At 73.1% G+C, this 23,442-nt stretch carries 17 protein-coding genes; 9 read left to right on the plus strand and 8 right to left on the minus strand.

Annotation, left to right across the window (positions count from 1 at the left end):
* The first annotated feature begins 139 nt into the window (after window positions 1–139).
* On the plus strand, window positions 140–892 hold the full coding sequence (locus ABZV78_RS26125; RefSeq protein WP_355642639.1) for an alpha/beta fold hydrolase: 753 nt from the start codon (window positions 140–142) through the stop codon (window positions 890–892).
* A gap of 9 nt (window positions 893–901) precedes the next feature.
* Here ABZV78_RS26125 and ABZV78_RS26130 read toward each other — a convergent pair whose 3' ends face one another.
* The 4 genes from ABZV78_RS26130 to ABZV78_RS26145 form a co-directional block, all read right to left on the minus strand.
* On the minus strand, window positions 902–2,611 hold the full coding sequence (locus ABZV78_RS26130) for a CDP-glycerol glycerophosphotransferase family protein (protein ID WP_355642640.1): 1,710 nt from the start codon (window positions 2,609–2,611) through the stop codon (window positions 902–904).
* Window positions 2,612–2,633: 22 nt separating this feature from the next.
* Entirely contained in the window at window positions 2,634–4,145 is a 1,512-nt protein-coding gene (locus tag ABZV78_RS26135) for a bifunctional cytidylyltransferase/SDR family oxidoreductase (RefSeq protein WP_355642642.1), read from the minus strand.
* A 143-nt stretch (window positions 4,146–4,288) separates the two neighbouring features.
* A complete protein-coding gene (locus ABZV78_RS26140; protein ID WP_355642644.1) occupies window positions 4,289–5,086 on the minus strand; it encodes an ABC transporter ATP-binding protein in 798 nt (265 codons plus the stop codon).
* Window positions 5,079–5,981 (minus strand): ABC transporter permease, encoded by a 903-nt coding sequence (locus ABZV78_RS26145; protein WP_355642645.1) that lies wholly within the window; start codon window positions 5,979–5,981, stop codon window positions 5,079–5,081. Before ABZV78_RS26145 ends, ABZV78_RS26140 begins: the two co-directional genes overlap by 8 nt.
* Before the next feature lie 163 nt (window positions 5,982–6,144).
* Between ABZV78_RS26145 and ABZV78_RS26150 the strand changes: the two genes are divergently transcribed.
* From ABZV78_RS26150 to galE, 4 genes are all read left to right on the plus strand, one after another.
* Complete coding sequence (locus ABZV78_RS26150; protein WP_355642647.1) at window positions 6,145–6,777, plus strand: TetR/AcrR family transcriptional regulator; 633 nt, start codon at window positions 6,145–6,147, stop codon at window positions 6,775–6,777.
* 155 nt (window positions 6,778–6,932) lie between these two features.
* Window positions 6,933–8,042 (plus strand): DegT/DnrJ/EryC1/StrS family aminotransferase, encoded by a 1,110-nt coding sequence (locus ABZV78_RS26155; protein ID WP_355642648.1) that lies wholly within the window; start codon window positions 6,933–6,935, stop codon window positions 8,040–8,042.
* Window positions 8,039–9,049: a Gfo/Idh/MocA family oxidoreductase gene (locus tag ABZV78_RS26160; protein WP_355642650.1), complete on the plus strand. Its 1,011-nt coding sequence runs from the start codon at window positions 8,039–8,041 to the stop codon at window positions 9,047–9,049. Before ABZV78_RS26155 ends, ABZV78_RS26160 begins: the two co-directional genes overlap by 4 nt.
* A gap of 5 nt (window positions 9,050–9,054) precedes the next feature.
* Entirely contained in the window at window positions 9,055–10,098 is a 1,044-nt protein-coding gene (galE, locus tag ABZV78_RS26165) for a UDP-glucose 4-epimerase GalE (protein ID WP_355642651.1), read from the plus strand.
* A 71-nt stretch (window positions 10,099–10,169) separates the two neighbouring features.
* Here the strand turns inward: galE and ABZV78_RS26170 are convergent, their stop codons facing one another.
* The 3 genes from ABZV78_RS26170 to wecB are packed head-to-tail and all read right to left on the minus strand — an operon-like array spanning window position 10,170 to window position 14,898.
* The gene (locus tag ABZV78_RS26170) at window positions 10,170–12,305 is read right to left on the minus strand and encodes a glycosyltransferase family 1 protein (protein WP_355642653.1); all 2,136 of its coding nucleotides are present in this window, start codon (window positions 12,303–12,305) and stop codon (window positions 10,170–10,172) included.
* Window positions 12,302–13,756 (minus strand): glycosyltransferase, encoded by a 1,455-nt coding sequence (locus tag ABZV78_RS26175; RefSeq protein WP_355642655.1) that lies wholly within the window; start codon window positions 13,754–13,756, stop codon window positions 12,302–12,304. Before ABZV78_RS26175 ends, ABZV78_RS26170 begins: the two co-directional genes overlap by 4 nt.
* A gap of 59 nt (window positions 13,757–13,815) precedes the next feature.
* A complete protein-coding gene (gene wecB, locus ABZV78_RS26180; protein WP_355642657.1) occupies window positions 13,816–14,898 on the minus strand; it encodes a UDP-N-acetylglucosamine 2-epimerase (non-hydrolyzing) in 1,083 nt (360 codons plus the stop codon).
* Between the two features lie 226 nt (window positions 14,899–15,124).
* Here wecB and ABZV78_RS26185 point away from each other — a divergent pair, with 226 nt between their 5' ends.
* On the plus strand, window positions 15,125–16,993 hold the full coding sequence (locus tag ABZV78_RS26185; RefSeq protein WP_355642658.1) for a hypothetical protein: 1,869 nt from the start codon (window positions 15,125–15,127) through the stop codon (window positions 16,991–16,993).
* 13 nt (window positions 16,994–17,006) lie between these two features.
* On the opposite strand, the gene ABZV78_RS26190 is transcribed toward ABZV78_RS26185, so the two are convergent.
* A complete protein-coding gene (locus ABZV78_RS26190; RefSeq protein WP_355642660.1) occupies window positions 17,007–18,206 on the minus strand; it encodes a hypothetical protein in 1,200 nt (399 codons plus the stop codon).
* Between the two features lie 312 nt (window positions 18,207–18,518).
* On the opposite strand from ABZV78_RS26190, the gene ABZV78_RS26195 reads away from it, so the two are divergent.
* The 3 genes from ABZV78_RS26195 (at window position 18,519) to ABZV78_RS26205 (ending at window position 23,330) form a co-directional block, all read left to right on the plus strand.
* Window positions 18,519–20,087, plus strand: a complete 1,569-nt coding sequence (locus tag ABZV78_RS26195; protein ID WP_355642662.1) for a glycosyltransferase — start codon at window positions 18,519–18,521, stop codon at window positions 20,085–20,087.
* A gap of 4 nt (window positions 20,088–20,091) precedes the next feature.
* Window positions 20,092–21,375, plus strand: coding sequence for a nucleotide sugar dehydrogenase (locus tag ABZV78_RS26200; protein ID WP_355642664.1), 1,284 nt, complete (start codon window positions 20,092–20,094; stop codon window positions 21,373–21,375).
* Between the two features lie 257 nt (window positions 21,376–21,632).
* A complete protein-coding gene (locus tag ABZV78_RS26205; RefSeq protein ID WP_355642666.1) occupies window positions 21,633–23,330 on the plus strand; it encodes a CDP-glycerol glycerophosphotransferase family protein in 1,698 nt (565 codons plus the stop codon).
* Window positions 23,331–23,442 lie beyond the last annotated feature (112 nt).

A 23,442-nucleotide genomic window follows, 5' to 3' on the forward strand; every position in this document is an offset into this window, starting at 1 on the left:
GCGGGGCGGCGCGGGGGTCACACGCCCCTCTACCCCCCCCACCCGGTGGGCCCGGCCCCCCCCGGCGCGGGGCCCGCACGTCGTCTCCGCAGGTGTCCGCTCTCGCGCGCGGTGTCCGTCCGGTGGCACACTGCGCCGTATGGGCGACGCGACGGGTACCCGCCATCTGCTGCTGCTGCACGGCATGGGCGCCACCGGTGAGGTGTGGCTGCCCTGGGCGCCGCTGCTGGAGCGCGACTGGGCGGGGCGCTGGCTCGCCCCCGACCTGGCCGGGCACGGCTGGTCGCCGCCGCTGCCCGCGTACACCTTCGAGGAGCTGGCCCGGCGGGTGGTGGCGGGGCTCGGCCCGGTGGCCGAACGGCTCGGCCCCCGCGACCGGCTCGTGCTGCTCGGGCACTCGCTCGGCGGGGTGGTGGCGCTCGCGCTGGCCGCGCGGTCCCGGCGCCTGCCGGTCGACGCCGTGGTCGGGCTCGGCATCAAGGCCGTCTGGTCCCCGGCCGACCTGGAGAAGGCCCGCGAGCTGGCCGCCCGCCCGGTGACCTGGTTCGCCACCCGGGACGAGGCGGCCCGCCGCTACCTGCGGGTCTCCGGGCTGGCCGGGCTGTTCGCCCCCGACCACCCGGTGGTGGAGGCGGGGCTGCGCCGCGAGGACGGCCGCTGGCGGCTGGCCATGGACCCGGCCGCGTTCGCGGTGGGGGAGCCACGGCTGCCCGCGCTGCTCGCCGCCACCGACGTCCCGGTGCTGCTGGCCCGCGGCGAGCAGGATCCGATGGTGAGCGACGCGCAGCTCAAGGAGCTGGGCGTCCCGGTCGCCACCCTGCCGGGGCTGGGCCACAACGCGCACGTCGAGGACCCGGCGGCGGTGCTCGCCCTGCTCGACCCGTACCTCTGACCCGCCCGGTCAGGCGGTAGGGGAGGGGAGCGGCGAGCCGTCCTGCGCGGCGGCGCGTGGGGTCGGCGCGGTCCAGTCCGGCGCGAGCTGCCGGCGGGCGGCGTCGAGGAACACCTCGGCGTACGACTCGGCCGGGAAGTCGCCCAGGTAGCGGGTCCGGGTGGCCCAGCGAGCCGCCGCCTTCGGGTCGGTGTCCAGCAGGTCGGTCAGCACCTCGTCCACGTTGGACACGTCCCGGCGCAGCACATAGCCGGAGCCGGCCAGCGGGAACCGCTCGACGAAGTGCTCGCCGTCGACGCCCATGTCGGTGACCGCGTACGGCTTGCCCGAGTAGAGCCAGTCGGAGATCACCCCGGAGACGTCCGAGACCAGCGCGTCGGCGCGGTTGACGCACTCGGTGAGGGTCAGCTCGCGACCGGCCGCCGCGCCCCACAGGTGCTGCCGGCCGGTCTTCGCCCGGTCGGCGGCGAGCAGCTCGGTGAGGCGGGCCAGCTGGCGCGCCGAGGCCGAGTTCTGCGCGGTGTACGGGTGCGCACGCAGGATCACCGTGGCCCCGCGGTCGAGCAGTCGGCGGATCACCGTCTCGGCCACCGGCAGTGAGCAGTAGTTGGCGTCGGCGTGGTGCCCGGTCCAGGTGGGGGTGTAGAGCACGGTCGGGTGGGCCAGGCCGCGGGCCGGCTCCCGGCGTACCTCGATGGCCTCCACCTGGGGGCGGCCGACCACGACGAACTTCTCGGCGGGGATATCCACGCCGGCCCGGGCGTACCGCTCGATCGCCGCCTGCCCGGCCACGAAGATCTTGTCGAAGATGGCCGAGACCGGGTTGGCGCTGGGCGCCTTGTCGCTGTCGCCGTGGTGCAGCTGCACGTGGGTGAGCTGCGAAAAGCGGATGCAGTGGCTGTTCTTCGCGCCGTGGTTGACGTAGAAGGCCGCCCGCAGGCTCGGCACCAGCGCCTCGTCCATGGTCTTGAGGGTGGGGCAGAAGACCACCGGCGCCCGGGTCGCGGCGGCCACCGTGGGCAGGAACTCGGGCTCGCGCAGCAGCACCAGGAACGGCCGGCCGATCCGCTCCAGGTAGGGCAGCCACATGGTGACCTGGTACTCGGAGCCGGGCGGGGCGGAGAAGTAGAGCAGGAACTCGGGCTGGTGCCGGCGCAGCGCCCGGCCCACCGGGCCGCCGCCGGCCGGCGGCCGGAACCGGCGCCGGGCCAGGTCGAGGCCGACCGCCCCGCAGCCCGCCCCGACCAGCAGCGTGGCCACCAGGGCCACCCAGGCGGGCAGGGCCAGCCCGGCGGCGAGCGCCACGAGGGCGAGCAGCACCAGCAGCGCGTCGCCGAGCCGGGCGGTGACCAGCGGGGTCCAGGACCGGACCGGCAGGTTCGCCGCCCGGATCTCCAGGGCGCCGGCGTCGCGCAGCGGCCCGACGAGCAGCACCAGGCCGAGCAGGACGAGCGCGGTGGCGGCCAGCGCCGGGTCGAAGCCGGCGTCCAGTCGGCGGGCGTAGCCGACCAGGATGCCGGCCGCGACCAGCACCGACTCGGCGAGGCCGTCAGCGGTGGGCCGGACCCGGCGCTCCCAGGCGGCGGCGGCGAGCGCGGCGACCGCGATCGCCAGGCCCCAGCCGGTCGCCCCGGTGAGCGCCACGACGAGGAAGGCCAGCACCGCCAGCCCGGTGGTCAGCACCCGGGCGAGCAGCTTCCGTACCAGGTCACCACGCATCTGGCTCGTCCCGTCCCGCGGCTCAGGCGTCGACGCCGGTGGGCAGTTGCTCCGCGTCGCGCGCGCCGGGCTGGGCGGGCACCGCGGCGACCGGCTCGCCGGGCGCCCGGCGGACGTCGATCACCTGGCCGGTCAGCTCGGAGATCAGCACGTCCAGGGAGGCCTGGGCGACCGCCTCGGCGGAAAGCAGGGTGTGCTCCGGCTCCTCGCCGAACGCCTTGGTGCGCATCGGGGTGGCGGTGCGCTCCGGGTTGACGCAGTTGACCCGTACGCCGAACTCGGCCCACTCGTCGGCGAGCGCCTGGGTCAGGTTGACCAGCGCGGCCTTGGTGGCCGAGTAGAGCGCGTAGCGCGCCCGGCCCCGGGTGTAGGAGCTGGAGGTGTAGAGCAGCAGCTGGCCCTTGGTCTGCTGGAGGTACGGCAGCGACTGCCGGGCGATGGTGACCGGGCCGACGAAGTTGACGTGCAGGAGGCGGTCCATCGTCTCCTCGTCCATCTCCGCCAGGGCGCCCTTCTCCAGGATCCCGGCGGTGACCACCACGTGGTCGATCCGGCCGGTCGCCTCGAAGGCGGTCTTCAGCGCGGCGGCCACGTCCTCGGCCCGCTCGACGTGGGTGCCGGTGGTGGAGCGGCTGAACGGGAAGACCTGGGCGCCGTAGCGGCGGGCCAGTTCGGTGAGGTCGTGGCCGATGCCGTAGCTGCCGCCGAAGACCACGATGGTCCGGCCGGCCAGCTCCTCGCTGTAGCTGCGGTGGTCGGTGAGCTTGGGCACCTGGGCGGCGGCGAGCTGGAAGAGCTTGTCCGCCAGGTGCACGTCGACCGGGTGGGTGACCTTGATGTTCTCGTCCGAGCCGTCGATCACCTTGATCGGCGTGCCGGGAAGGTAGCGCAGCACCACGCCGCAGTCGTCGGTGGCGGCGAAGTCGGGGTCGCCCTCGGCCCGCCGGTACGCCTCGCGGATGGTGCCGGAGCGGAACGCCTGCGGCGTCTGGCCACGGCGCAGCGTGGCGCGCACCGGGATGTCGGTGATGCAGTCGTCCTGGTCGACCTGGATGATCGTGTCGGCGGACGGGATGGCCACGTCCACCGCCGAGTAGCTCCAGAGCGCGTTCACGCACTCGCGCACGATCCGGGCGCTGACCAGCGGGCGCACCGCGTCGTGGAAGAGGATGTTGACGTCGCCCTCGCCGACGGCGTCGAGCGCGATCCGGGTGGTGTCGTTGCGGGTGTCGCCGCCCTCGATCACCTTGCTGACCTTGCGGAACCCCGCGTTGGCCACGATCCGCTCGGCGTCCGGCACGTGACCGGTGGCCATCAGCACGATGATCTCGTCGATCTCCGGCGCGGCCTCGAACACCGCGAGGGTGTGCTCGATGATCGGCTTTCCGGCGATCTTCAGCAGCTGCTTCGGGATACCCAAACCGAGGCGCGTCCCGGTCCCCCCGGCGAGGATCACGGCCACCGTCCGCGAGGGGCGCCAGGGTGCCGGGCTCGCCGGCGCGGCGTCCGGTGCGGGGGTGCGGTCCTGCGTCATTGCCGTTCCTCACTTCTGCGGTGGATGGGGCATTTGAGGGTGGGTGACCGGGTGGTGAACTTTGGCCGGCGCCGAGGAAAACCTTAACGCGTACGACGGGGCGCACCGACCCGGGCGACCCCGGACCGGTGCGCCCCGGCGGACTACTTCTGGTTCTCGTACGCCGCGCAGACCTCGTCGGTGGGGCCGTCCATCTTCAGCACACCACTCTCCAGCCAGATGGTCCGCTCGCAGGTGTCCCGGATCGAGCTCAGCGAGTGGCTCACCAGGAACACCGTGCCGGCGCTCGCCCGCAGCTCCCGCACCCGCTGCTCGCTCCGGATCCGGAACTTGTAGTCGCCGGTGGCCAGGGCCTCGTCGATGAGCAGCACGTCGTGCTTCTTCGCGGCGGCGATGGCGAAGCGCAGCCGCGCGCCCATGCCGGAGGAGTAGGTGCGCATCGGCAGCGAGGCGAAGTCGCCGCGCTCGTTGATGCCGGAGAACTCGATGATCTCCGGGGCGAGCCGCTTGACCTCGTCCGGCGGCATGCCCATGGCCAGGCAGCCGAGCACCACGTTGCGCTCGCCGGAGAGGTCGTTGAGCAGGGCCGCGTTCACGCCGAGCAGCGACGGCTGGCCCTGCGTGTAGACGGTGCCCCGGGCCGGCGGGAGCAGCCCGGCGATGGCCCGCAGCAGGGTCGACTTGCCGGAGCCGTTGCTGCCGATCAGGCCGATGGCCTCGCCCTGGTAGGCCGTGAAGCTCACGCCCTTGACCGCGTGCACCTCGCGGATGTTCGGCGCGTTGGTCCGGGACACGATCCGCTTGAGCGCCGACACCGGGGTGCTCCCGCCGGTGGCGCCCTTGTGGATCCGGTAGATCACGTGCACGTCGTCGACCACGACGGTGGGGATGCGCTCCTCCACCACGGCGGCGTTGCCCGCCGGCTGGGTCTGCTCAGCCACGGCCGTACTCCTCTTCTCCGCGCCAGAAGTAGACGAACCCGCCGATGCCCATGACGACCGCCCAGCCGACGGCCAGCAGCCAGAGGTGGCCGGGTGAGGTGACCAGGTTCTGCTGGTTGGACTCCAGCAGGGCGTGCCGGGCCAACTCGATGTAGACCAGGATCGGGTTGGACTCCAGCAGCTTCGCCGCCCAGCCGGGGAGGCGCTCCTCGAACAGCTTGACGCTGTAGAGCACGCCGGAGCCGTACAGCCAGGTCCGCATCACGAACGGCATGACCTGCTTGAGGTCGACGATCTTCGAGCCGAGCCGGGCCATCACCATGGTCAGCCCGATGTTGAAGATCGTCTGGAGCAGCAGCATGGGCACGAGCAGGAACCAGCGGAAGGTCAGCGGCTCGCCGGTGATCAGCACGATGGCCGCCAGCACCACCATCGACATGAGCAGCTGCTGGAGCTGGATCAGCGTGACGGTGATCGGCAGCGCGGCGCGGGGGAACTGCAGGGCGCGGATCAGGCCCAGGTTGCTGGTGATCGCGCTGGTGCCGTTCTGCACCGCGGTCTGGGTGAACATGAAGATGAACACGCCGGTGCAGAGGTACGCGATGAAGTTCGACACGTGCCTGTTCTGCGAGATGATCACGCCGAAGATCAGGTAGTAGACCGCCGCGTTGGTGAGCGGGGTCAGCACCTGCCAGAGCTGGCCGAGCTGGGTGTTGCTGAACGACGAGGCCACCTTCGCCCGCGAGTACGCGGTCATGAAGTGTCGGTACGCCCACAACCGGCGGGCGTACTCGGCCAGGGGCGGGCGTTCCCCGGCGACCCGCAGCCCGTAGCGCTTCGCGAGCTGGGCCCGGGACAGCCCGGATTCGGGGTCGGCCACCGCGGTGTTGGCCATGGTCAAGGCGCTCCGATCTTTCGTGCCGATGGGGAGCAGGGAGATGTGTCGCGGCGTTGAAATCTAGCGTGGCCGGGCGGGGAGGGTGCCTCGCTGCTGCGTGGAAGGTAGTCCAAAACACGTCGGGACGCAACCGTACCGTCGTTGCGCTACATTGTCCCACGTGACGACCGAGAAGAGGCGTGCCCCGGCCGGCGCGGCGGTGCTGCGCGGGGAGATCACCAGTGCCATCCGCGCCGCCGTGATGCAGGAGTTGGCCGAGGTCGGCTACGGCCGCCTCTCCATCGAGGCGGTGGCCCGCCGGGCCGGGGTCAGCAAGACCGCGGTCTACCGCCGCTGGCGTTCGAAGCTCGACCTGGTGCTGGACATGGTCTCCGCGGTGGCCGGGCGCAACCTGCCGCTGCTGGACACCGGGAGCCTCCTCGGCGACCTGGAGATCCTGCTCCACGTGATGGCCCGTGCGCTGCGTCACCGGATGGCCTCGCAGATCATCCCGGACCTGCTGGCCGAGGCGGCCCGGAACCCGCAGATCGCCGAGAAGCTCCAGGTGGCCCTGGACGACTACCAGCAGGCCGTCGGGCGGATCCTGATCGGCCGGGCGGTCGAGCGCGGGGAGTTGTCCCCGGACACCGACCGGCGCGCCGCGGTCGACCTGATCGTCGGCCCGGTCTACTGGCGGATGGCGATCTCCCGGGCGCCGCTGGAGCCGGCGGAGGTGCCCCGAATGGCCTCCGCGATCGTCGCGGCCCTCCGGGTAGCATGCTTGGGGCCTGTCCGCGACGAGGTGGAAGTGTGACCCCCGGTCCCGTCGTCGACGGCCCGCTCGTCGATCATGAACAGCAGGAGACAAGCGGTCGGACAGTGGTTGCGACCGGGTTGTTTTCGCCACAAACCGCTACCATCCCCCAAACGTCCCCCCCAACGAGCAACGTGTCGACAGGAGGAAGCCCCATGGTCGGGCCGCATCCAGAGTTCATTCCCCCAGCACGACCGATCATCGGTGAGGCCGAGATCGAGGCGGCTGTCCGGGTGCTGCGGAGCGGCCGGGTCGTGCAGGGCCCCGAGGTCGCGGCGTTCGAGGAGGAGTTCGGCGACCTCGTCGCCGGCCGGCACTGCGTCGCCGTCAACTCCGGCACGTCCGCGCTCCAGCTCACCCTGATGGCGCTCGGCTACGGCCCGGGTGACGAGGTCATCGTGCCCTCGTTCTCCTTCGCCGCCAGCGCCAACGCGGTCCGGCTGGTCGGCGCCGAGCCGGTCTTCGTGGACATCGAGCCCGGCAGCTTCTGCGTCGACCCGGAGGCGGTCGCCGCCGCGGTCACCCCGCGCACCGTCGCCATCATGCCGGTCCACCTCTACGGCCACCCGGCCGCCATGGACCAGATCATGGCGATCGCCGAGCGGCACGGCCTCGCCGTGGTGGAGGACGCCGCCCAGGCGCACGGGGCCACCCTGCACGGCACCCCGGTCGGCGCCTTCGGCACCGCCGGCTGCTTCAGCTTCTACCCCACCAAGAACATGCACGCCCTGGAGGGCGGCATGATCACCACCGCCGACGCCGAGCTGGCCCGCACACTGCGGCTGCTGCGCAACCAGGGCATGGAGCAGCGGTACGCCAACGAGATCGTCGGCGCCAACATGCGGATGACGGACGTGGCCGCCGCGATCGGCCGGGTGCAGCTCACCCAGCTCGCCGAGTGGACCGAGCAGCGCCGGGCCAACGCCAAGTTCCTCGACTCGAAGATCACCGGCATGGTCACCCCGCCCGTGGCGGACGCCGCCAAGCACGTCTACCACCAGTACACCGTGCGGGTGAAGGGCAACCGGGACGCGGCCATGGCCCGCCTCACCGAGCTGGGCATCGGCAACGCGGTCTACTACCCGACCCCGATCCACCGGCTCAAGCCCTACCTGAACTCCGACGGCAAGCCGGGCCCGTGGGACCTGCCGGAGACCGAGCGGGCCGCCGCCGAGGTCGTCTCGCTGCCGGTGCACCCGTCGCTGAGCCCGGCCGACCTGGAGCGGATCGCCGAGGGCGCGAACCTCGCCGGGGGTGCCCGGTGAGCCAGAGCCGCAACCTGCGCGCCGGCCTCATCGGCCTAGGCGCCATGGGCCGCAACCACGCCCGCGTGCTGTCCGGCCTGGACGGCGTCGAGCTGGTCGGCGTGGTCGACCCGGCCGGCGACGTCACCGGCACGCTCCGCGCCCCGGTCGTCCCCGAGCTGGCCGACCTGCTGGCCATGGGCATCGACTACGCGGTCGTGGCCTGCCCGACCGCCCTGCACGAGCGGATCGGCCTGGAGCTGGCCGCCAACGGGGTCGGCGCGCTGATCGAGAAGCCGCTCGCCCAGTCGGTCGAGGCCGCCACCAAGCTGGTGGAGGCGTTCGAGTCCGCCGGCCTGGTCGCCGGCGTCGGGCACATCGAGCGCTACAACCCCGCGCTGCAGAGCCTGCGTACCCGGCTGGAGGCCGGCGAGCTGGGCGAGGTCTTCCAGGTCGTCACCCGGCGGCAGGGCCCGTTCCCGCACCGGATCGCCGACGTCGGCGTGGTCATGGACCTGGCCACCCACGACATCGACCTGACCGCCTGGGTGACCGGCCGCGAATACACCTCGGTGTCGGCGCACACGGTCTCCCGCAGCGGCCGGCTGCACGAGGACATGGTCGCCGTGGTGGGCCAGCTCGCCGACGGCACGATGGTCAACCACCTGGTCAACTGGCTGAGCCCGCTCAAGGAGCGGTCCACCGTGGTCACCGGCGACAAGGGCTGCTTCGTCGCCGACACGCTCACGGCCGACCTGACCTTCTACGCCAACGCCGCCATCGACACCGAGTGGGAGGCGCTGCGCGCGTTCCGCGGCGTGGCCGAGGGCGACATGGTCCGCTACGCGATCCCGAAGCGGGAGCCGCTGCTGGTCGAGCACGAGCGGTTCCGCGACGCGGTCGAGGGCAAGGAGAGCGACATCGTCACCCTCCGCCAGGGCCTGCGGACCGTCGAGGTGGCCGGCGCGGTGCTCCGCTCCGCGACCGAGGGCACCACCATGGCCATCCCGCCGGCGGCGCGGAGCTGAATCCGGTGAAGGTTCTGATCGCCGGCGGCGCCGGCTTCATCGGCAGCACCATCGCCTCGGCCTGCCTCGACGCCGGCATCACCCCGGTCGTCCTCGACAACCTGAGCACCGGGCGGGCCGAGTTCGTCGAGGACCGGATCTTCTACCGGGGCGACATCGCCGACCGGGCGCTGCTCGACCGGATCTTCGCCGAGCACCCCGACATCGAGGCGGCGGTGCACTGCGCGGCGCTGATCGTGGTGCCGGAGTCGGTGGAGCACCCGCTGCGCTACTACCGGGAGAACGTCGGCAAGACCGTCGAGTTCCTGGACGGGCTGGTCGCCAACGGGTGCGAGCGGTTCCTGTTCAGCTCCTCCGCGGCGATCTACCAGCCGGGCGAGGACTTCGCGGTCGACGAGACCTCCCCGGTCGCGGCCACCAGCCCGTACGGGGAGAGCAAGGCGATGGTGGAGCGGGTGCTGGCGGACAGCGCCCGCGCGTACCCCCTGCGGGTCATCTCGCTGCGCTACTTCAACCCGGTCGGCGCGGACCCGAAGATGCGGACCGGCCTGCAACTGGCCCGCCCCTCGCACGTGCTCGGCAAGATGATCGAGGCGGCCCGGACGGGTGCCACCTTCCAGCTCACCGGCACCGACTGGCCCACCCGGGACGGCTCGGGCATCCGCGACTACGTGCACGTGTGGGACCTGGCGCAGGCCCACGTCGAGGCGCTGCGCCGGTTCGACACCGTGCTCGACGGCGACCGCCGGTACGAGGTGATCAACCTGGGCACCGGCGACGGCACGACGGTCCGGGAACTTCTGGACGCGTTCCACACGGTGCTCGGCCGGCCGATCAGCACCGTGCTGTCGCCCCGCCGGCCGGGCGACTCGGCAGGCACCTACACCCGCAGCGACCGGGCGCGGCGCCTGCTGGGCTGGGAGCCGACCCTCTCGCTGGCCGAGGGCATCCAGCACTCGTTGCAGTGGGCGGAGCTGCGGGACACCGTCCTGGGCCCCGCTGACAGCGCCGGGCTGACCTCGGCGGGCCGGGTGCCCAGCCAGCGCTGAGCCCGCCGCACATCGCACAGACGAGAAGGGCCCCACCGGTCACCGGTGGGGCCCTTCTCGGCGTTTCGGGGTCAGGACCGCGGGTCGTCCAGCAGCAGCCGGTCGAAGTGGTGCTGCACCACCGACCAGTCCCACTCCCGCAGCGCGTACGTCGACGCCTCCCGGCCGGCGGCGCGCCAGGACTCCTCGGTCCCGGTGGTCCGCAGGATCCGCTCCACCGCCTCCTCGGGGCTGCCGATCACCCAGCCCTCCGGGTAGAGGGTGCGGGCGCTGTTCGGCCGGCCGGCGAAGAACGGCCAGTCCCGGACCACCGGGACGGCCCCGCTGGCGGCGCCCTCCATGAGGCCGCAGTGGCAGCCCTCGCGCACCGACGAGCTGATGATGACGCCGATGTCGCTGAGCATCTTCGGCACGTCGTCGGTGGCGCCGAGCCGCCGCACGGCGCCGCTGGCCTCCAGCTCGCGCACGTCCCCGTTGAACGCCTCCAGGTATTCCCGGCTGGCCACGCTGACGTCCGGGTTCATGTCGCCGCCGACCAGCAGCATCCGGTAGCGGTCGTCGCGCTCGCGCAGCAGCCGCAGCACCTCGATCGCCCAGCGCGGGTCCTTGGCCACCTGGCTGATGCCCACCATGCCGAGCTGGAACCGGGCGTCCGCCGGCTTGTCGATCTGGAAGCCACGCAGGTCCATGGCGTTGTCCAGCACGTGCATCCGGGGCGCGTCCGGGCCCTTGAGGTAGGGCACCAGGGTGGTGGTCAGGTCCCGGATGTGGTTGGCCACGAAGACCAGGTCGTCGATCCGGGAGAAGTCCACCATGTAGGGCCAGCGGGACAGCGCCTCGTAGCTGTGCAGCCGGACGATGACCCGGGTGGTGCCGGGGTCGACCATGGTGAACAGCGCGGCCGGGGCCACGCACCAGTCCACGAAGACGGTGTCCGCCCAGTCCAGGTACGGCCGCAGCCGCTCCTCGGCCTTCTCCCCGTAGGGCGTGGAGTCGGCCGACAGCCGGTGCTCCAGCATCGGCTTCGACGCCCAGGTCACACTCTTGAGCGCGGCGTTCGCCGCCAGGTCCACGAAGCGGACCTCCACCCGGGGGTGGGCGTCGTAGTAGGACCGGATCAGCTTCAGGAAGTTGTCGTTCGCGCTGGTCGCGATCAGCAGCCGCAGCGGCCGGTCGGTCGGCGGCGGGGCCGCCGGCTGTCGCCGGCCGCGCGGGCTCGCGACCGTCGTCGCCGCGAGGGAGCGGCGGAACGGGGCGATGAAGCCCTCCGGGTCCTCGGCCAGCGGCGAGGTGAGCTGGTCGATGTGCAGCACCCGGTCGAACGCCAGCGTCATGGCCCGGTTGAGCAGGTCGGCCGCGGCGCCGTTCTCGTCCGCCCGGTGCCGCTGGTCGGCCACCTTCAGCAGGGCGTTGACCGCGCCCGCCAGGTCGCGGGGCGGCATGCCGGCCTTCAGCTCGCGGCTGGCCGCCTCGCCCAGCATCCGGGCCCGGGCGGTCGGCTTGCGCAGCTTGCTCGCCGTGGCGGTGAGGATCAGCGCCTCGCCGTCGGGCCGGTCCGCCCAGGCCATGCCCTTGGCCACCTGGTGGGCCACCTTGGTACGCAGCGAGTCGGGCACCTTCGGGGCCTTCACCGCGGTCAGCCAGAGCTGGGTGCCGGCCTTGCTGCGCATGATCGGCCGGGCCGTGACGGCGTTGACCGCCGCGCGCGGTGCCGCGTTGATCAGTCGGTTGACGCTCTGCTTCACCGCCGTGGTCGACGGGATGCCGTTGGCCAGCCGCTGCAGCGGCCCGGCGGTGGGCCGGTCCTTGCGCTCGGTCAGCGCCTGCACCGCGGCCTGGATGCCGTAGCGGGCGTCGGCCGCCCGGTTGCGCTGGGCGAACCGCCACACCGTGTAGATGGCGTGCGCGTCGAGGGCGACCAGCACGTCGGCCGTGCGGGCCTGCTCCCGCGCCCATGGCTCCCGGCGGATCCGGCTCCACACCCGCTCGCCGGGCACCTGACGGGCGGCGACGCGGGTCGGGGTGTCCTTGGCGATGTCGACGGGCAGCGCGCACAACCCGTCGAGGCGGAGGTCCTCCGCCAGCTCGTCGGGGTCGACAGCGCCGACCAGGTGCACCCGAGCCCCGGTCTCCCGCAGCCGCTGCACGGCCGTGGCCAGGATCCCCGGCTGCGGGGCCACGCCCGCCACCAGCAACACGTCGCTCATGCGCGCACCCCACCGGCTCGCTCGGTCTCGTCCATTGTCGAAGGTTCGTCCGACGGGTGCACGACGGCGCCGTTCACCGGCAGGTCGCGCGGCGCCGCGAGGGCGTGCGCGGCCAGCTGCTCGACCGCCTGCTGCATCAGGGTCTCGCGGGTGAACGGGTCGGCGTGGTGCCGCACCCCGGCGCGCTGCTCGTCGGTCGCCTCGACGACCATCCGCGCGGCCGCCCGGAAGCTGTCCACCAGCCGCAGCTCGTCCAGCCCGCACGCGCCCGTCCAGAGCGGGTGCCCGTCGAGCACCCGGGAGGCGTCGTGGTCGACCTCGTGCACCGAGACGATGGGCAGGCCGGTGGCCATGTACTCGTACACCTTGCCGGAGGTGACGTAGCGGCCGCCGATCAGGATCAGCACCAGGGCGTCCCAGGCGCCGTACGTCTCGGCGACCTCCGCCTTGCGCACCGGGCCGCCGAACGAGACGCCGTCGGCAGCCGCCTCGCGGATCAGCTCGGTGAGGCCGTTGGCCTCGCGGTTCGCGCCGGCGCCGATGTGCCCGCGGATCTCGAACCGCGCGTTGCGCAGCAGCGGCTCCTGCTTGCGCGCCTCACGCCAGGCGTCGAGCACCACCCGGAGCTGGTGGGTGGTGTAGTTGACGGTGCCCAGGTAGCCGAAGGCCAGGCCGGCCTCCGGGTCGGGGTCGCGCGGCCGGATCATCGGCACGCTGTCCTTGTCGTACCCGTTGCGGACCACGTGCACCCGGTCGGCCACGTGCGGGTAGCGCTCCCGGTAGTGGTCGGCGATCGGGTCGTTGACCACCCAGAGCGACTGGCAGTGGTCGAGGATCCGCCGCTCCCAGACGCCCGCCTCGGAGTCGGGGGTGAACGCCTGGCCGCCGTTGACCACGTCGACGGACCAGCCGTCACGGAAGTCGACGGCGTACGGCACGCCGTGGGTCTCCCACAGCTTCCACGCCGCGGCCAGGTTGACGTAGGGCACGCAGCTGGCCAGCAGCAGGTCCGCCGGGTGCTGGCGGTGGACGTCGAGCACGGCCCGCTCCAGCGTGCCGCGCCAGCTGCCGAAGACCGGCTCCGGGAAGATCCTCTTCTCCCGCTTGCGCAGGCTGGTCAGCCACTTGGCCGGGCGCAGCGCACGCTCCTCGCTGAACTTCCGGACGTCGGTCTCGAGGTCCTCCCGGGCCAGCGGCAGCTCGACCACCTTGATCTCCGGGTCGACCTGCTCCAGGAGGCTGTAGTCGAGGCCCGAGTCGCGCTCCCAGGAGGCGGCGGCGATCGTCACCACGGTGACGTCCCAGCCGATCCGGCGGAACTGGTTCGCGGTCTCCCGCATCCGGTAGGCGCAGCTCTTGGCCGCCGGCGGGAAGCCGATGGCCAGGTAGATGAGGTGTGGGCGGCGGCCGCGGCCGGCAGCCGGCCGGCCGTTCGCGGAGGAGGTCGACACGTCGAGGGATTGTGTCATGGTCGGGTGAACACCCCGGGTCTCTCGGTGGGCGGGCAGGTTCACTTCGCGGCGAGGGTCTCGACGACCCGCTGGGCCGCCCGGCCGTCGCCGTACGGCGTGCCCTGGGCGGCGGTGGGCGCCGGCCGGGTCGCGATGTCGATCCACTCGGCGCGGGAGTGGGCGGACGGGTCCGGCACGAGGTGGTTCCAGCCGTCGACCAGCGTCTCGATCCACTCGGTCTCCGGCCGCAGGGTGGTGCACGGCCGGGAGAGCAGGTAGGCCTCCTTCTGCAGGCCGCCGGAGTCGGTGACCACACCGGTCGAGCCGAGCACCGCGGCGACCATGCCGGCGTAGGGCAGCGGGCGGCCGACGTGCACCGCCCCGCGGGCCAGCTTCAGCCCGTGCTCCTCGGCCTTGGCCACCAGCCGCGGGTGCGCCAGCAGCGCCACCGGCACGGGCAGGTCCGCCAGGCCGTCGAGCAGGCCGGCGAGCCGCTCCCGGGAGTCGGTGTTCTCGGCGCGGTGCAGGGTGGCCAGCAGGTAGGGCTCGTCGGGCCGGATGCCGTCCGGCAGCACCGGGGCGGGGTGGTTCCCGGCCAGCACGGCGTCCCGGACGCCGAGGCAGACGTCGACCATCACATCGCCGACCAGCGCCGAACGGGCGGCCAGGCCCTCGGCGGCGAGGTGGCGCATGGCCTCCTCGGTCGGGGCGAGCAGCAGGTCGGCCGCGTGGTCGGTGAGGATCCGGTTGTGCTCCTCCGGCATCATCCGGTTGAACGAGCGCAGCCCCGCCTCGAGGTGGGCGACCGGCAGGTGCAGCTTCACGGCGGAGACGGCGCCGGCGAGGGTGGAGTTGGTGTCGCCGTAGACCAGCACCCAGTCGGGCTTCTCGGCGGCGAAGACCGGGTCCAGCGCGGCGAGGGCCTTGCCCGTCTGCACGCCGTGCGACCCGGAGCCGATCCCCAGGTGGATGTCGGGGTCGGGGATGCCCAGACCGGAGAAGAAGACGTCCGAGAGGTCCGCGTCGTAGTGCTGGCCCGTGTGCACGATCATGTGCTCGTGCTCCGTGGCGGCGAACGCGGCGGCGATGGGGGCGAGCTTGATCAGCTGAGGGCGTGCCCCGACGACGCTGATGACCTTCACCTGGCTGGCTCCTCGTCTGGGTCTCGTGAAAGGCAGCTGCGCGTCGGCAGGCGCTGTCCCTTGAGTCAGACGAATTCTGCCTCAGCCGGACGTGACCGCCAAATTCCCGCACCGGGGGGAAGGGAAGCGTCGGCCAGATGTTGCCTGCTCGTCACCTTCGCGCCGGCCGTGCCGGGCGTCCGGTGTCGCGCGGTCCGCCGCCGGGCAACCCGTAGGATTCGCCAGTGTGACGACGGCGCACCCCTCCGGCAAGCTCCCGACCAGCCCGCCCGACGACCCGGCGCGGCCCGCGCCCGGGTCCGCCGAGGTGGCGGCGGACACGGCCCCGGCCACGCCGGCCGACCCCGGGTCCGGCCGGGGCCGCCGGCTGCCCACGGGTCGCCTCGTCGACCTGCTCGTCGCCGTGGCCTACCTGCTGGGCGCGTTCTGGGTCACCGGGCGGGGCTGGCTGGACGTGCACGGCCGGCTGCTCGGCAGCCGCCCGGACGACCAGGGGTTCAACGAGTGGATGCTGGCGTACGCCGCGCACGCGGTGACCCACCTGGAGAACCCGTTCTTCACCACGCTGCAGAACGCCCCCGACGGCGTGAACCTGATGGCGAACGTCGGGATGCAGCTGCCGGGCATCCTGCTGACGCCGGTCACCCTGCTCGGCGGGGCGCCCCTGTCGTACCTGGTGCTGATCACGCTGAACCTGGCCGGCACCGCCTTCGCCTGGTACTGGGTGCTCTCCCGGCACCTGGTCGGCTCCCGGGCGGCGGCCGTCGTCGGCGGCCTGTTCTGCGCCTTCGCGCCGGCCATGATCACGCACAGCAACGGCCACCCGCACATCACCGCGCAGTGGCTGGTGCCGTTCCTGGTGTGGCGTGTCGTCCGGCTCACCCGGTCCGGCTCCCCGCTCCGGGAGGGCCTGATCCTCGGCGCGCTGGTCGCCGCGCAGTTCTTCATCTCCGTGGAGATCCTCTTCCTGGTCGCCCTCGGCGCGCTGATGGCCACGGTCGCCCACCTCGTGCTGCGCCCGCGGGAGACGCTGCGGCTCGCGCCCCGGGCGCTGGCCGCGCTGGCGGTGGCCGGCGGCGTGGTGCTGCTGGTCACCGCGTACCCGCTGTGGATGCAGTTCGCCGGGCCGCAGCACCGGATCGGACATCCGGGCGACCCGGACGTGTACACGCTGCGGCTGCGCTCGTTCGTGGCCTACGCCACCGAGTCGATCGGCGGCGGACCGGACAGCGCCCGCGGGCTGGCGCCGAACACCACCGAGCAGGCCAGCTTCTACGGCTGGCCCGTGGTGGTGCTGGTGGCCGGCGCGGTCGTCGCGCTCCGCCGCGAACTGGCCGTCCGGGTGCTCGCCGTCGTGGCGCTGACCTCCGGAGTGCTCGCCCTCGGCTCGACGCTGAGCTGGGGGCCGGAGAAGAGCGACATCCCGGCCCCGTTCGTCCTCCTGCGCGGCCTGCCGATCGTGGACGCCATGGTCATCGCCCGGTTCGCGCTGATCACCACGGTCGCCGCCGGCCTGCTGCTCGCCCTGGCGGTGGCCCGCCTCGACGGCCTCGCGGCCCGTACCCCGCAGGTGGCGGCCCCGCTGCGGCTGCTGACGGCGGCGGCGCTGGTGGCGGCCCTGGTGCCGATGCTGCCGACCCCGCTGCCGGCGAAGGGGCGGGTGCCCGTGCCCCAGTTCGTCACCTCCGGGGAGTGGCGTCACCATGTGGCCGCGGGGCGCACTCTGGTGCCCGTGCCGGTGCACAACATGACCTCGATCAACTGGGGCTCCGCCGCCCTCACCGGCTTCGCCGTGCCGCAGGGCTACTTCCTGGGGCCGACCTCGCCCACCGACGACACCGGGCGCTGGGGCACCCCGCCGCGGCCCACCGCGCTGCTGCTCACCGCGGTCGGCGCCGGCACCCGCCCGCCCACGGTCAGCGCGGCCGAGCGGGAGCAGGCGGTGGCGGACGTGCGCTGGTGGCGGGCGGACGCGGTGGTGCTGCCGAAACATGCCCACGAGGACGAGCTGAAGGCGTTCCTGGACGCCTGCTTCGGCCCCGGCCAGCGGGTGCGGGACGTCTGGCTGTGGGACGTGCGGTCGCTGACCCGGTGAGCCGGGCCGTTGGTCAGGGGGAGTATTCCCAGACCAGCAGGAGGTAGCCGCCGAAGTAGGCCGCGAAGGCGGTCAGCCCCACCAGGATGATCATCAGCCGCGCGGTGCTGGCCGCCGCGAGACCCCGGGCGACCGGCAGCAGCAGCGCGAACGCCGGCACCAGGAACCGCGCCTTGGAGTTGAAGTAGCCGGACGCGCCGATGGTGGTGACCAGCATCATCGCGCTGTAGACCAGCAGCGGCCAGGGCTGCCGGTCGACGATGCTGAGCGCCAGCAGGATCAGGCTGCCCACCAGGACGGCGACGATCAGGTACCACTGGAGCGTGACCGGCTGGTCCAGGGTGGTGCCGGTGTACTCCAGGGTGCCGGCACCGCCGTCGAAGGTCGAGCGCCAGCCCTCGGTCTGGATCTGGAACCAGCCGTCCACCCGGCCGGTCCGCCAGCCCACCCAGCCGACGAAGCCGAGCCACCCGAGCGGCGCCAGGAGCAGGGCGAGCGCCGGCCGCCAGGTGCCGCGGCGCCGCACCAGCGCGATCAACGCGGCCAGCATCACCACCGGGATGAGCGAGGTGGCGGTGGGTCGGGTCGCGCCGGCGAGCAGGCAGAGCGTGCCGGCGGTGAGCCACCGGCCGGTCAGCACCGCGTACAGCGACCAGGCGGCCAGCGCGGTGAAGAGCGACTCCGTGTACGCCATCGACTCGACGATCGCGTGCGGCAGCAGCCCCCAGACCACGGCCAGCAGGATCCCGGTCCGCCGGTCGTGCAGGTGGTTGCCGATCGCGAACAGCCCCCAGGCGGCGGCCAGCGAGGCGACCCAGGCCAGCACGATCGCGGTGTTGCGGTACTGCAGCGGGGAGAGCGGCTCGGCGAAGCGCACCAGCAGGGGATAGAGCGGGAAGAAGGCCATGTTGCTCTGCAGGGTCTCCGCGCGGTCGTACCCGTGCTCGGCGATCGCCAGGTACCAGCCGGCGTCGGCCCGGATGCCGATCAGCCGGAGGAGCCGGGCGTCCCGCGCGTCGCCCCAGATCGCCAGGGTGATCAGCCCGACCGCGCGGACCGCGGCGTAGCCCGCCAGCGCCGGCCAGGCGGCCAGCAGCGCCCGGCGCAGCCGGGCCACCGGGCGGGCGCCGGCGGCCACCTCGGGAGCGACGCCCGGCCGCTCCTCGCGGCCGTCGCTGTCGCGATCGGCGATCACGCCCATGTCGCTTCCCATCCCGGCCACCATGTGCCCCCCCGGCAGGTGTAAGAGCCCCGGTGAGGTTAGCAAGGGGCCTGGTCCCGCCGGGTGCCCCGGACACCGTGCTCCGCCGGTCACCTCCGGCTTGCCGTCGCGCCCGCTCGGGGCCACTGTCCGGCCACCTCCGTGCCGTACACTCGCGGAGGTTCCGTCCCGGGCCGGGGCCGTGTGAAACGGACGGCGCGGGCGGAGGTCGCTGTCAGATCGTCGGCCCTGGCCGGCGAGCGCGCCCGTGGCCGACGGCGGATCCCCCGCCGGCAGCGAACACGGCGATGGGGGAAGGATCGGATGAGCACGCCCGACGTGAGCGTCATCGTCGCCGTCTACAACACCATGCCGTATCTGACCACCTGTCTGGATTCGCTGGTCGGGCAGACGATCGGGCTGGACCGGCTGGAGGTCGTCGCGGTCGACGACGGCTCCACCGACGGCAGCGGCGCGGAGCTGGACCGGTACGCCGAGCGCTACCCGGACACGGTTCGGGTGCTGCACCAGGCCAACTCCGGCGGCCCGGCCGCCCCGAGCAACGTCGCCCTGGACCACGCCCGCGGCCGGTACGTCTTCTTCATCGGCTCCGACGACCACCTCGGGCCGGAGGCCCTGGAGCGCCTCGTGGAGGCTGCCGACCGGTGGGACTCCGACGTGGTGCTCGGCCGGATGGTCGGCACCAACAAGCGCTACGTGCACCAGGCGGCCTACGCGAGCACCGAGGAGCGGGTCGACCTCTTCGACAGCGCGCTGCCCTGGTCTCTGTCGAACACCAAGCTGTTCCGGCGGGACCTCGTCGAGCGCCACGGCCTGCGGTTCCGCACCGACATGCCGATGGGCAGCGACCAGCCGTTCACGCTGGAGGCCTGCTTCCGGGCGAAGAAGATCTCCGTCCTCGCCGACTACGAGTACTACTACGCGGTCAAGCGGGAGAACGCGCAGAACATCACCTACGCGAGCCGCTTCGAGGAGCGGCTGCGCTGCGCCGAGGAGCTGGTCGGCTTCGTGGCCGGGCTGGTCGAGCCGGGCCCGCGCCGGGACGCGGTGCTGCTGCGCCACTTCAGCTGGGAGGTGGCGAAGCTGCTCCGGGCGGAGTTCCTGGACCTCTCCCCGGACGTCCAGCGGCACGTCCACGACCGGGTCCGCAAGCTCGCCGAGGCGTACCTGACCGAGGGCATCCTGGCCCGGATGGCGCCCGACCTGCGGCTGCGGCTCGCCGTGGCGCGCGACGGCGAGCTGGCGCAGCTGCGCGAGCTGATCGGGCAGCAGGCCGACAAGACGTCGCCCGAGGTCACGATCGAGCACGACCGCTGGTACGCCCACCACGTCGGCTTCCGCGACCCGGCGTTCGGCTATCCGGACGACTGGTACGACATCACCGACCAGGCCGCCAAGGTGCTGGCCCGGCTGACCGCCACCGAGCTGGCCTGGGGTCGGGACGCCGCCGGCGCCCGGGCCCTGGTGGTCACCGCGCGCAGCCGCTGGGCGGCGCTCTCCGAGCTGGCCGAGGAGGCGGTCCGGGTCAGCGTCGGCGAGTTGGCGGGTGTGACGTCGGTCGCGCCCGACGGCACCGGTACCGTCGTACGGACGGACTTCGCGGTGGACCGGCTGCTCGCGGTCGTCGCGGCGAACGGGGAGCGTCGGGTGGTGCGTGCCGAGGTGACCGCGCTGGGCGGCACCGGCTCGGTGCCGCTGCGCGCCGATCGCCGCGTCGCGGCACCCCGGCTGCTGGCCCGGCACGGCGTCCGGTTCCACCTCGTCACGCCCACCACCAACCACAAGGGCCAGGTGATCGTCGCGATCACGCCGGTGACTCCCCGTCGGTTCCTTGCCCGCCTGCGCCGAATCTGGCCCTCTGGAGGAAAGTAGTTTCATGAACATCTGCGTCGTCGCGCTCGGCAAGATCGGTCTGCCGCTCGCCGTGCAGTTCGCCTCGAAGGGGCACCGGGTGATCGGTGCCGACGTCTCCGAGCGGGTCGTCGAGCTGGTCAACGCCGGTGCCGTGCCGTTCCCGGGCGAGGCCGACCTGGACGTCAAGCTGAAGGAGGCGGTCGCCGCCGGGCTGCTGTCGGCCACCACCGACACCGCCGCCGCGGTCGCCGAGTCCGAGGCCGTCGTCGTGGTCGTGCCGCTCTTCGTGGACGCCGAGGGCGTGCCGGACTTCGGCTGGATGGACGACGCCACCCGGGCCATCGCCCGCGGGCTCAAGCCGGGCACCCTGGTCAGCTACGAGACCACCCTGCCGGTCGGCACCACCCGCAGCCGCTGGGCCCCGATGCTGGAGGAGGGCTCCGGCCTCACCGCCGGCCAGGACTTCCACCTGGTGTTCAGCCCGGAACGGGTGCTCACCGGCCGGGTCTTCGCCGACCTGCGCCGCTACCCGAAGCTGGTCGGCGGCATCGACGAGGCGTCGGCCGAGCACGGCGTGCGCTTCTACGAGGCGGTGCTGGACTTCGACGAGCGGGCCGACCTCGACCGCCCGAACGGCGTCTGGGACCTCGGCTCGGCCGAGGCGTCCGAGCTGGCCAAGCTCGCCGAGACGACCTACCGCGACGTCAACATCGGCCTGGCGAACCAGTTCGCCCGCTTCGCCGACACGGTGGGCGTCGACGTCACCAAGGTGATCGAGGCCTGCAACACCCAGCCGTACAGCCACATCCACTCGCCGGGCATCGCCGTCGGTGGGCACTGCATCCCGATCTACCCGCGGATGTACCTGTGGAACGACCCGGCGGCCACCGTGGTGCGCTCGGCCCGTGAGGCCAACGCCGCCATGCCGGAGTACGCCGTCGACCTGCTCGCCGCCGCGTACGGGGACCTGACCGGGGTGGGCGTGCTGGTGCTCGGCGCGGCCTACCGGGGCGGCGTCAAGGAGACCGCGTTCTCCGGCGTCTTCCCGACCGTCGAGGCGCTGCGCGCGCGGGGCGCCGTCCCGTACGTCGCCGACCCGATGTACACCAATGAGGAGCTGGCCGCGCACGGCCTCCCCGGCTACCAGGGCGAGCCGGTCGGCGCCGCGGTCATCCAGGCCGACCACGCCGAGTACCGCAACCTCACCCCGGCCGACCTGCCGGGCGTGACGGTGCTGGTCGACGGCCGCCGGGTCACCGACCCGGCGCGCTGGACCGGCGTCCGCCGGGTGGTCATCGGCGGCTGACCCGTCCGTCGCCCGTGGGCCCCGGCCGTTCCGACGGCCGGGGCTCACTGCGTTGCGCCGCCCGCCGGGCACCCCGCGTGAGCGCCGTCATTGGCCGTTCACCCGTCGGACACCCCGGCAATACTTGTGTTAGTTGCCCCGTTTAAGGTCGCAGCTGCCCGGTATCGGACCACATCGACGCCGGTGGGCAGACAGGGAGCGTGCCGTTGTTCAGCAGAGTACGGAGCCAGCAGGGTCTCGCCGCCGTCGGCCTGACGATGCTCGGCTACGGGGTCATGATCCTCTCCGGGGTCCTCGGGCTGGTGGTCCCGTACGCGGTCGCCGCCCTGGTGGTCATCGCCGGTGAGCTGACCCTCGCCACCCGGTACGCCGACACCGGCGAGCTGCTCCGGAAGGCCGGCCTCGGGCTGGTCTTCCGGCGGCTGGTCCGCGACCTGTCCGTGGTGCTGCTGGTGGTGAGCACCGTCCGCCCCGGCGTGGCCGGCACCGTCACGGTGCTGCTGCTGCCCGCCGCGCTCTGGACCGTGGCCGTCGGCACGACCGCGCTGACCAGGGTGGTCGACGGGCGGGCCGCCACGCCGGCGTTCACCCGCAACCTCGACCTCGGCACGCTGCGCCGGGTGCCGGTTCCGCCGACCTGGGCGCGGTTCCTGGCCGGCCTGCGGCTGCCGCTGCTCAACGTGCTGCTGGTGCCGGCCGCCGTGGTGGCCGCGGTGGCCGACCGGATCGCCCCGGTGGTGGTCACCGGCCTGGTCACCCTGGCCGCCGGCCTGGTCACCGCCGCGGTGCTGGTGCTCACCTTCCTGCGCGGCCGCGGGAAGACCCCCGGCATCCTGCCCGCCGTGCACGACTGGCTGGCCCGGGAGCGGCCCGAGGTGGCGCTCTACTTCGCCGGCCCGGCCAAGGACGTCTACCAGGCCAACATGTGGCTCGCCCCGGTCGAGGCGGCCGGCCGCCGCGCGGTGGTGCTGCTGCGCGCCGAGGACGCGTTCCACGAGCTGGCCGACACCCGGCTGCCGGTGATCTGCGTACCGGCCGGGGTGGACTTCATGAACCTCGACTTCGGCTCGATCCGGGTCGCCCTCTACGCGGCCAACGTCGGCGCCAACATCCACATGCTGCGCGAGCCGGGCGTGAAGCACGTCTTCGTCGGCCACGGTGACAGCGACAAGCAGGCCAGCGTCAACCCGTACAGCAAGGTCTACGACGAGGTCTGGGTGGCCGGCCCGGCCGGCCGGGAGCGGTACGCCCGGGCCGGGGTGGGTGTGCTGGACCGCGACATCGTGGAGATCGGCCGGCCGCAGCTCGCCGGGGTGCACACCTTCGGCTCGGGCGCCGCCGACCACGTCTTCACCGTGCTCTACGCCCCGACCTGGGAGGGCTGGCTGGACGACGACCCCTACCACACCTCGCTGGTGCTGATGGGGGAGCGGATCGTGTCCGGGCTGCTCGCCGCCGGCAACCTCCGGCTGATCTACAAGCCGCACCCGCTGACCGGCAGCCGCTCGAAGAAGGCCCGGGCGGTGCACGAGCGGATCGTGGCCCGGATCCGCGCCGCCGGCGGCGAGACCGACCCGACGTCGCTGGACGGCACCGCGCACCTGGCGGTCACCGGCCGGACCCCGGGCCTGTTCGACTGCTTCAACGTCACCGACCTGCTGGTCAGCGACGTCTCCAGCGTGGTCTCCGACTTCGTGCAGAGCGAGCGGCCCTACGTGGTGGCCAACCCGGCCGGCCTGCCGGAGGACGAGTTCCGCCGGACGTTCCCCACCGCGCGGGCGGCGTACCTGCTCTCCGCGGACTGCGGTGAGCTGCCGAAGGTCCTCGCCGTCACCCGGGCCGGCGACGACCCGATGACCGAGGCGCGGCGGGAGCTGAAGGAGTATCTGCTCGGCCCGGCCGGGTCGAACCCGATGGACCGGTTCCGGGACGAGGTCGGCCGCCTCTGCGGCTGACCACCACCCCGACGCGACGGGTCGGCCAATTCTTCCATGCGAGGGGCGCGGCCCCGCCTCCACCGCCCCTGTTCGCCCCGGCCGCGCCGACGCACCCGGACGCACCGCCGCA

The organism is Micromonospora sp. NPDC004540 (assembly GCF_040610095.1).
Classification (GTDB): Bacteria; Actinomycetota; Actinomycetes; order Mycobacteriales; family Micromonosporaceae; genus Micromonospora.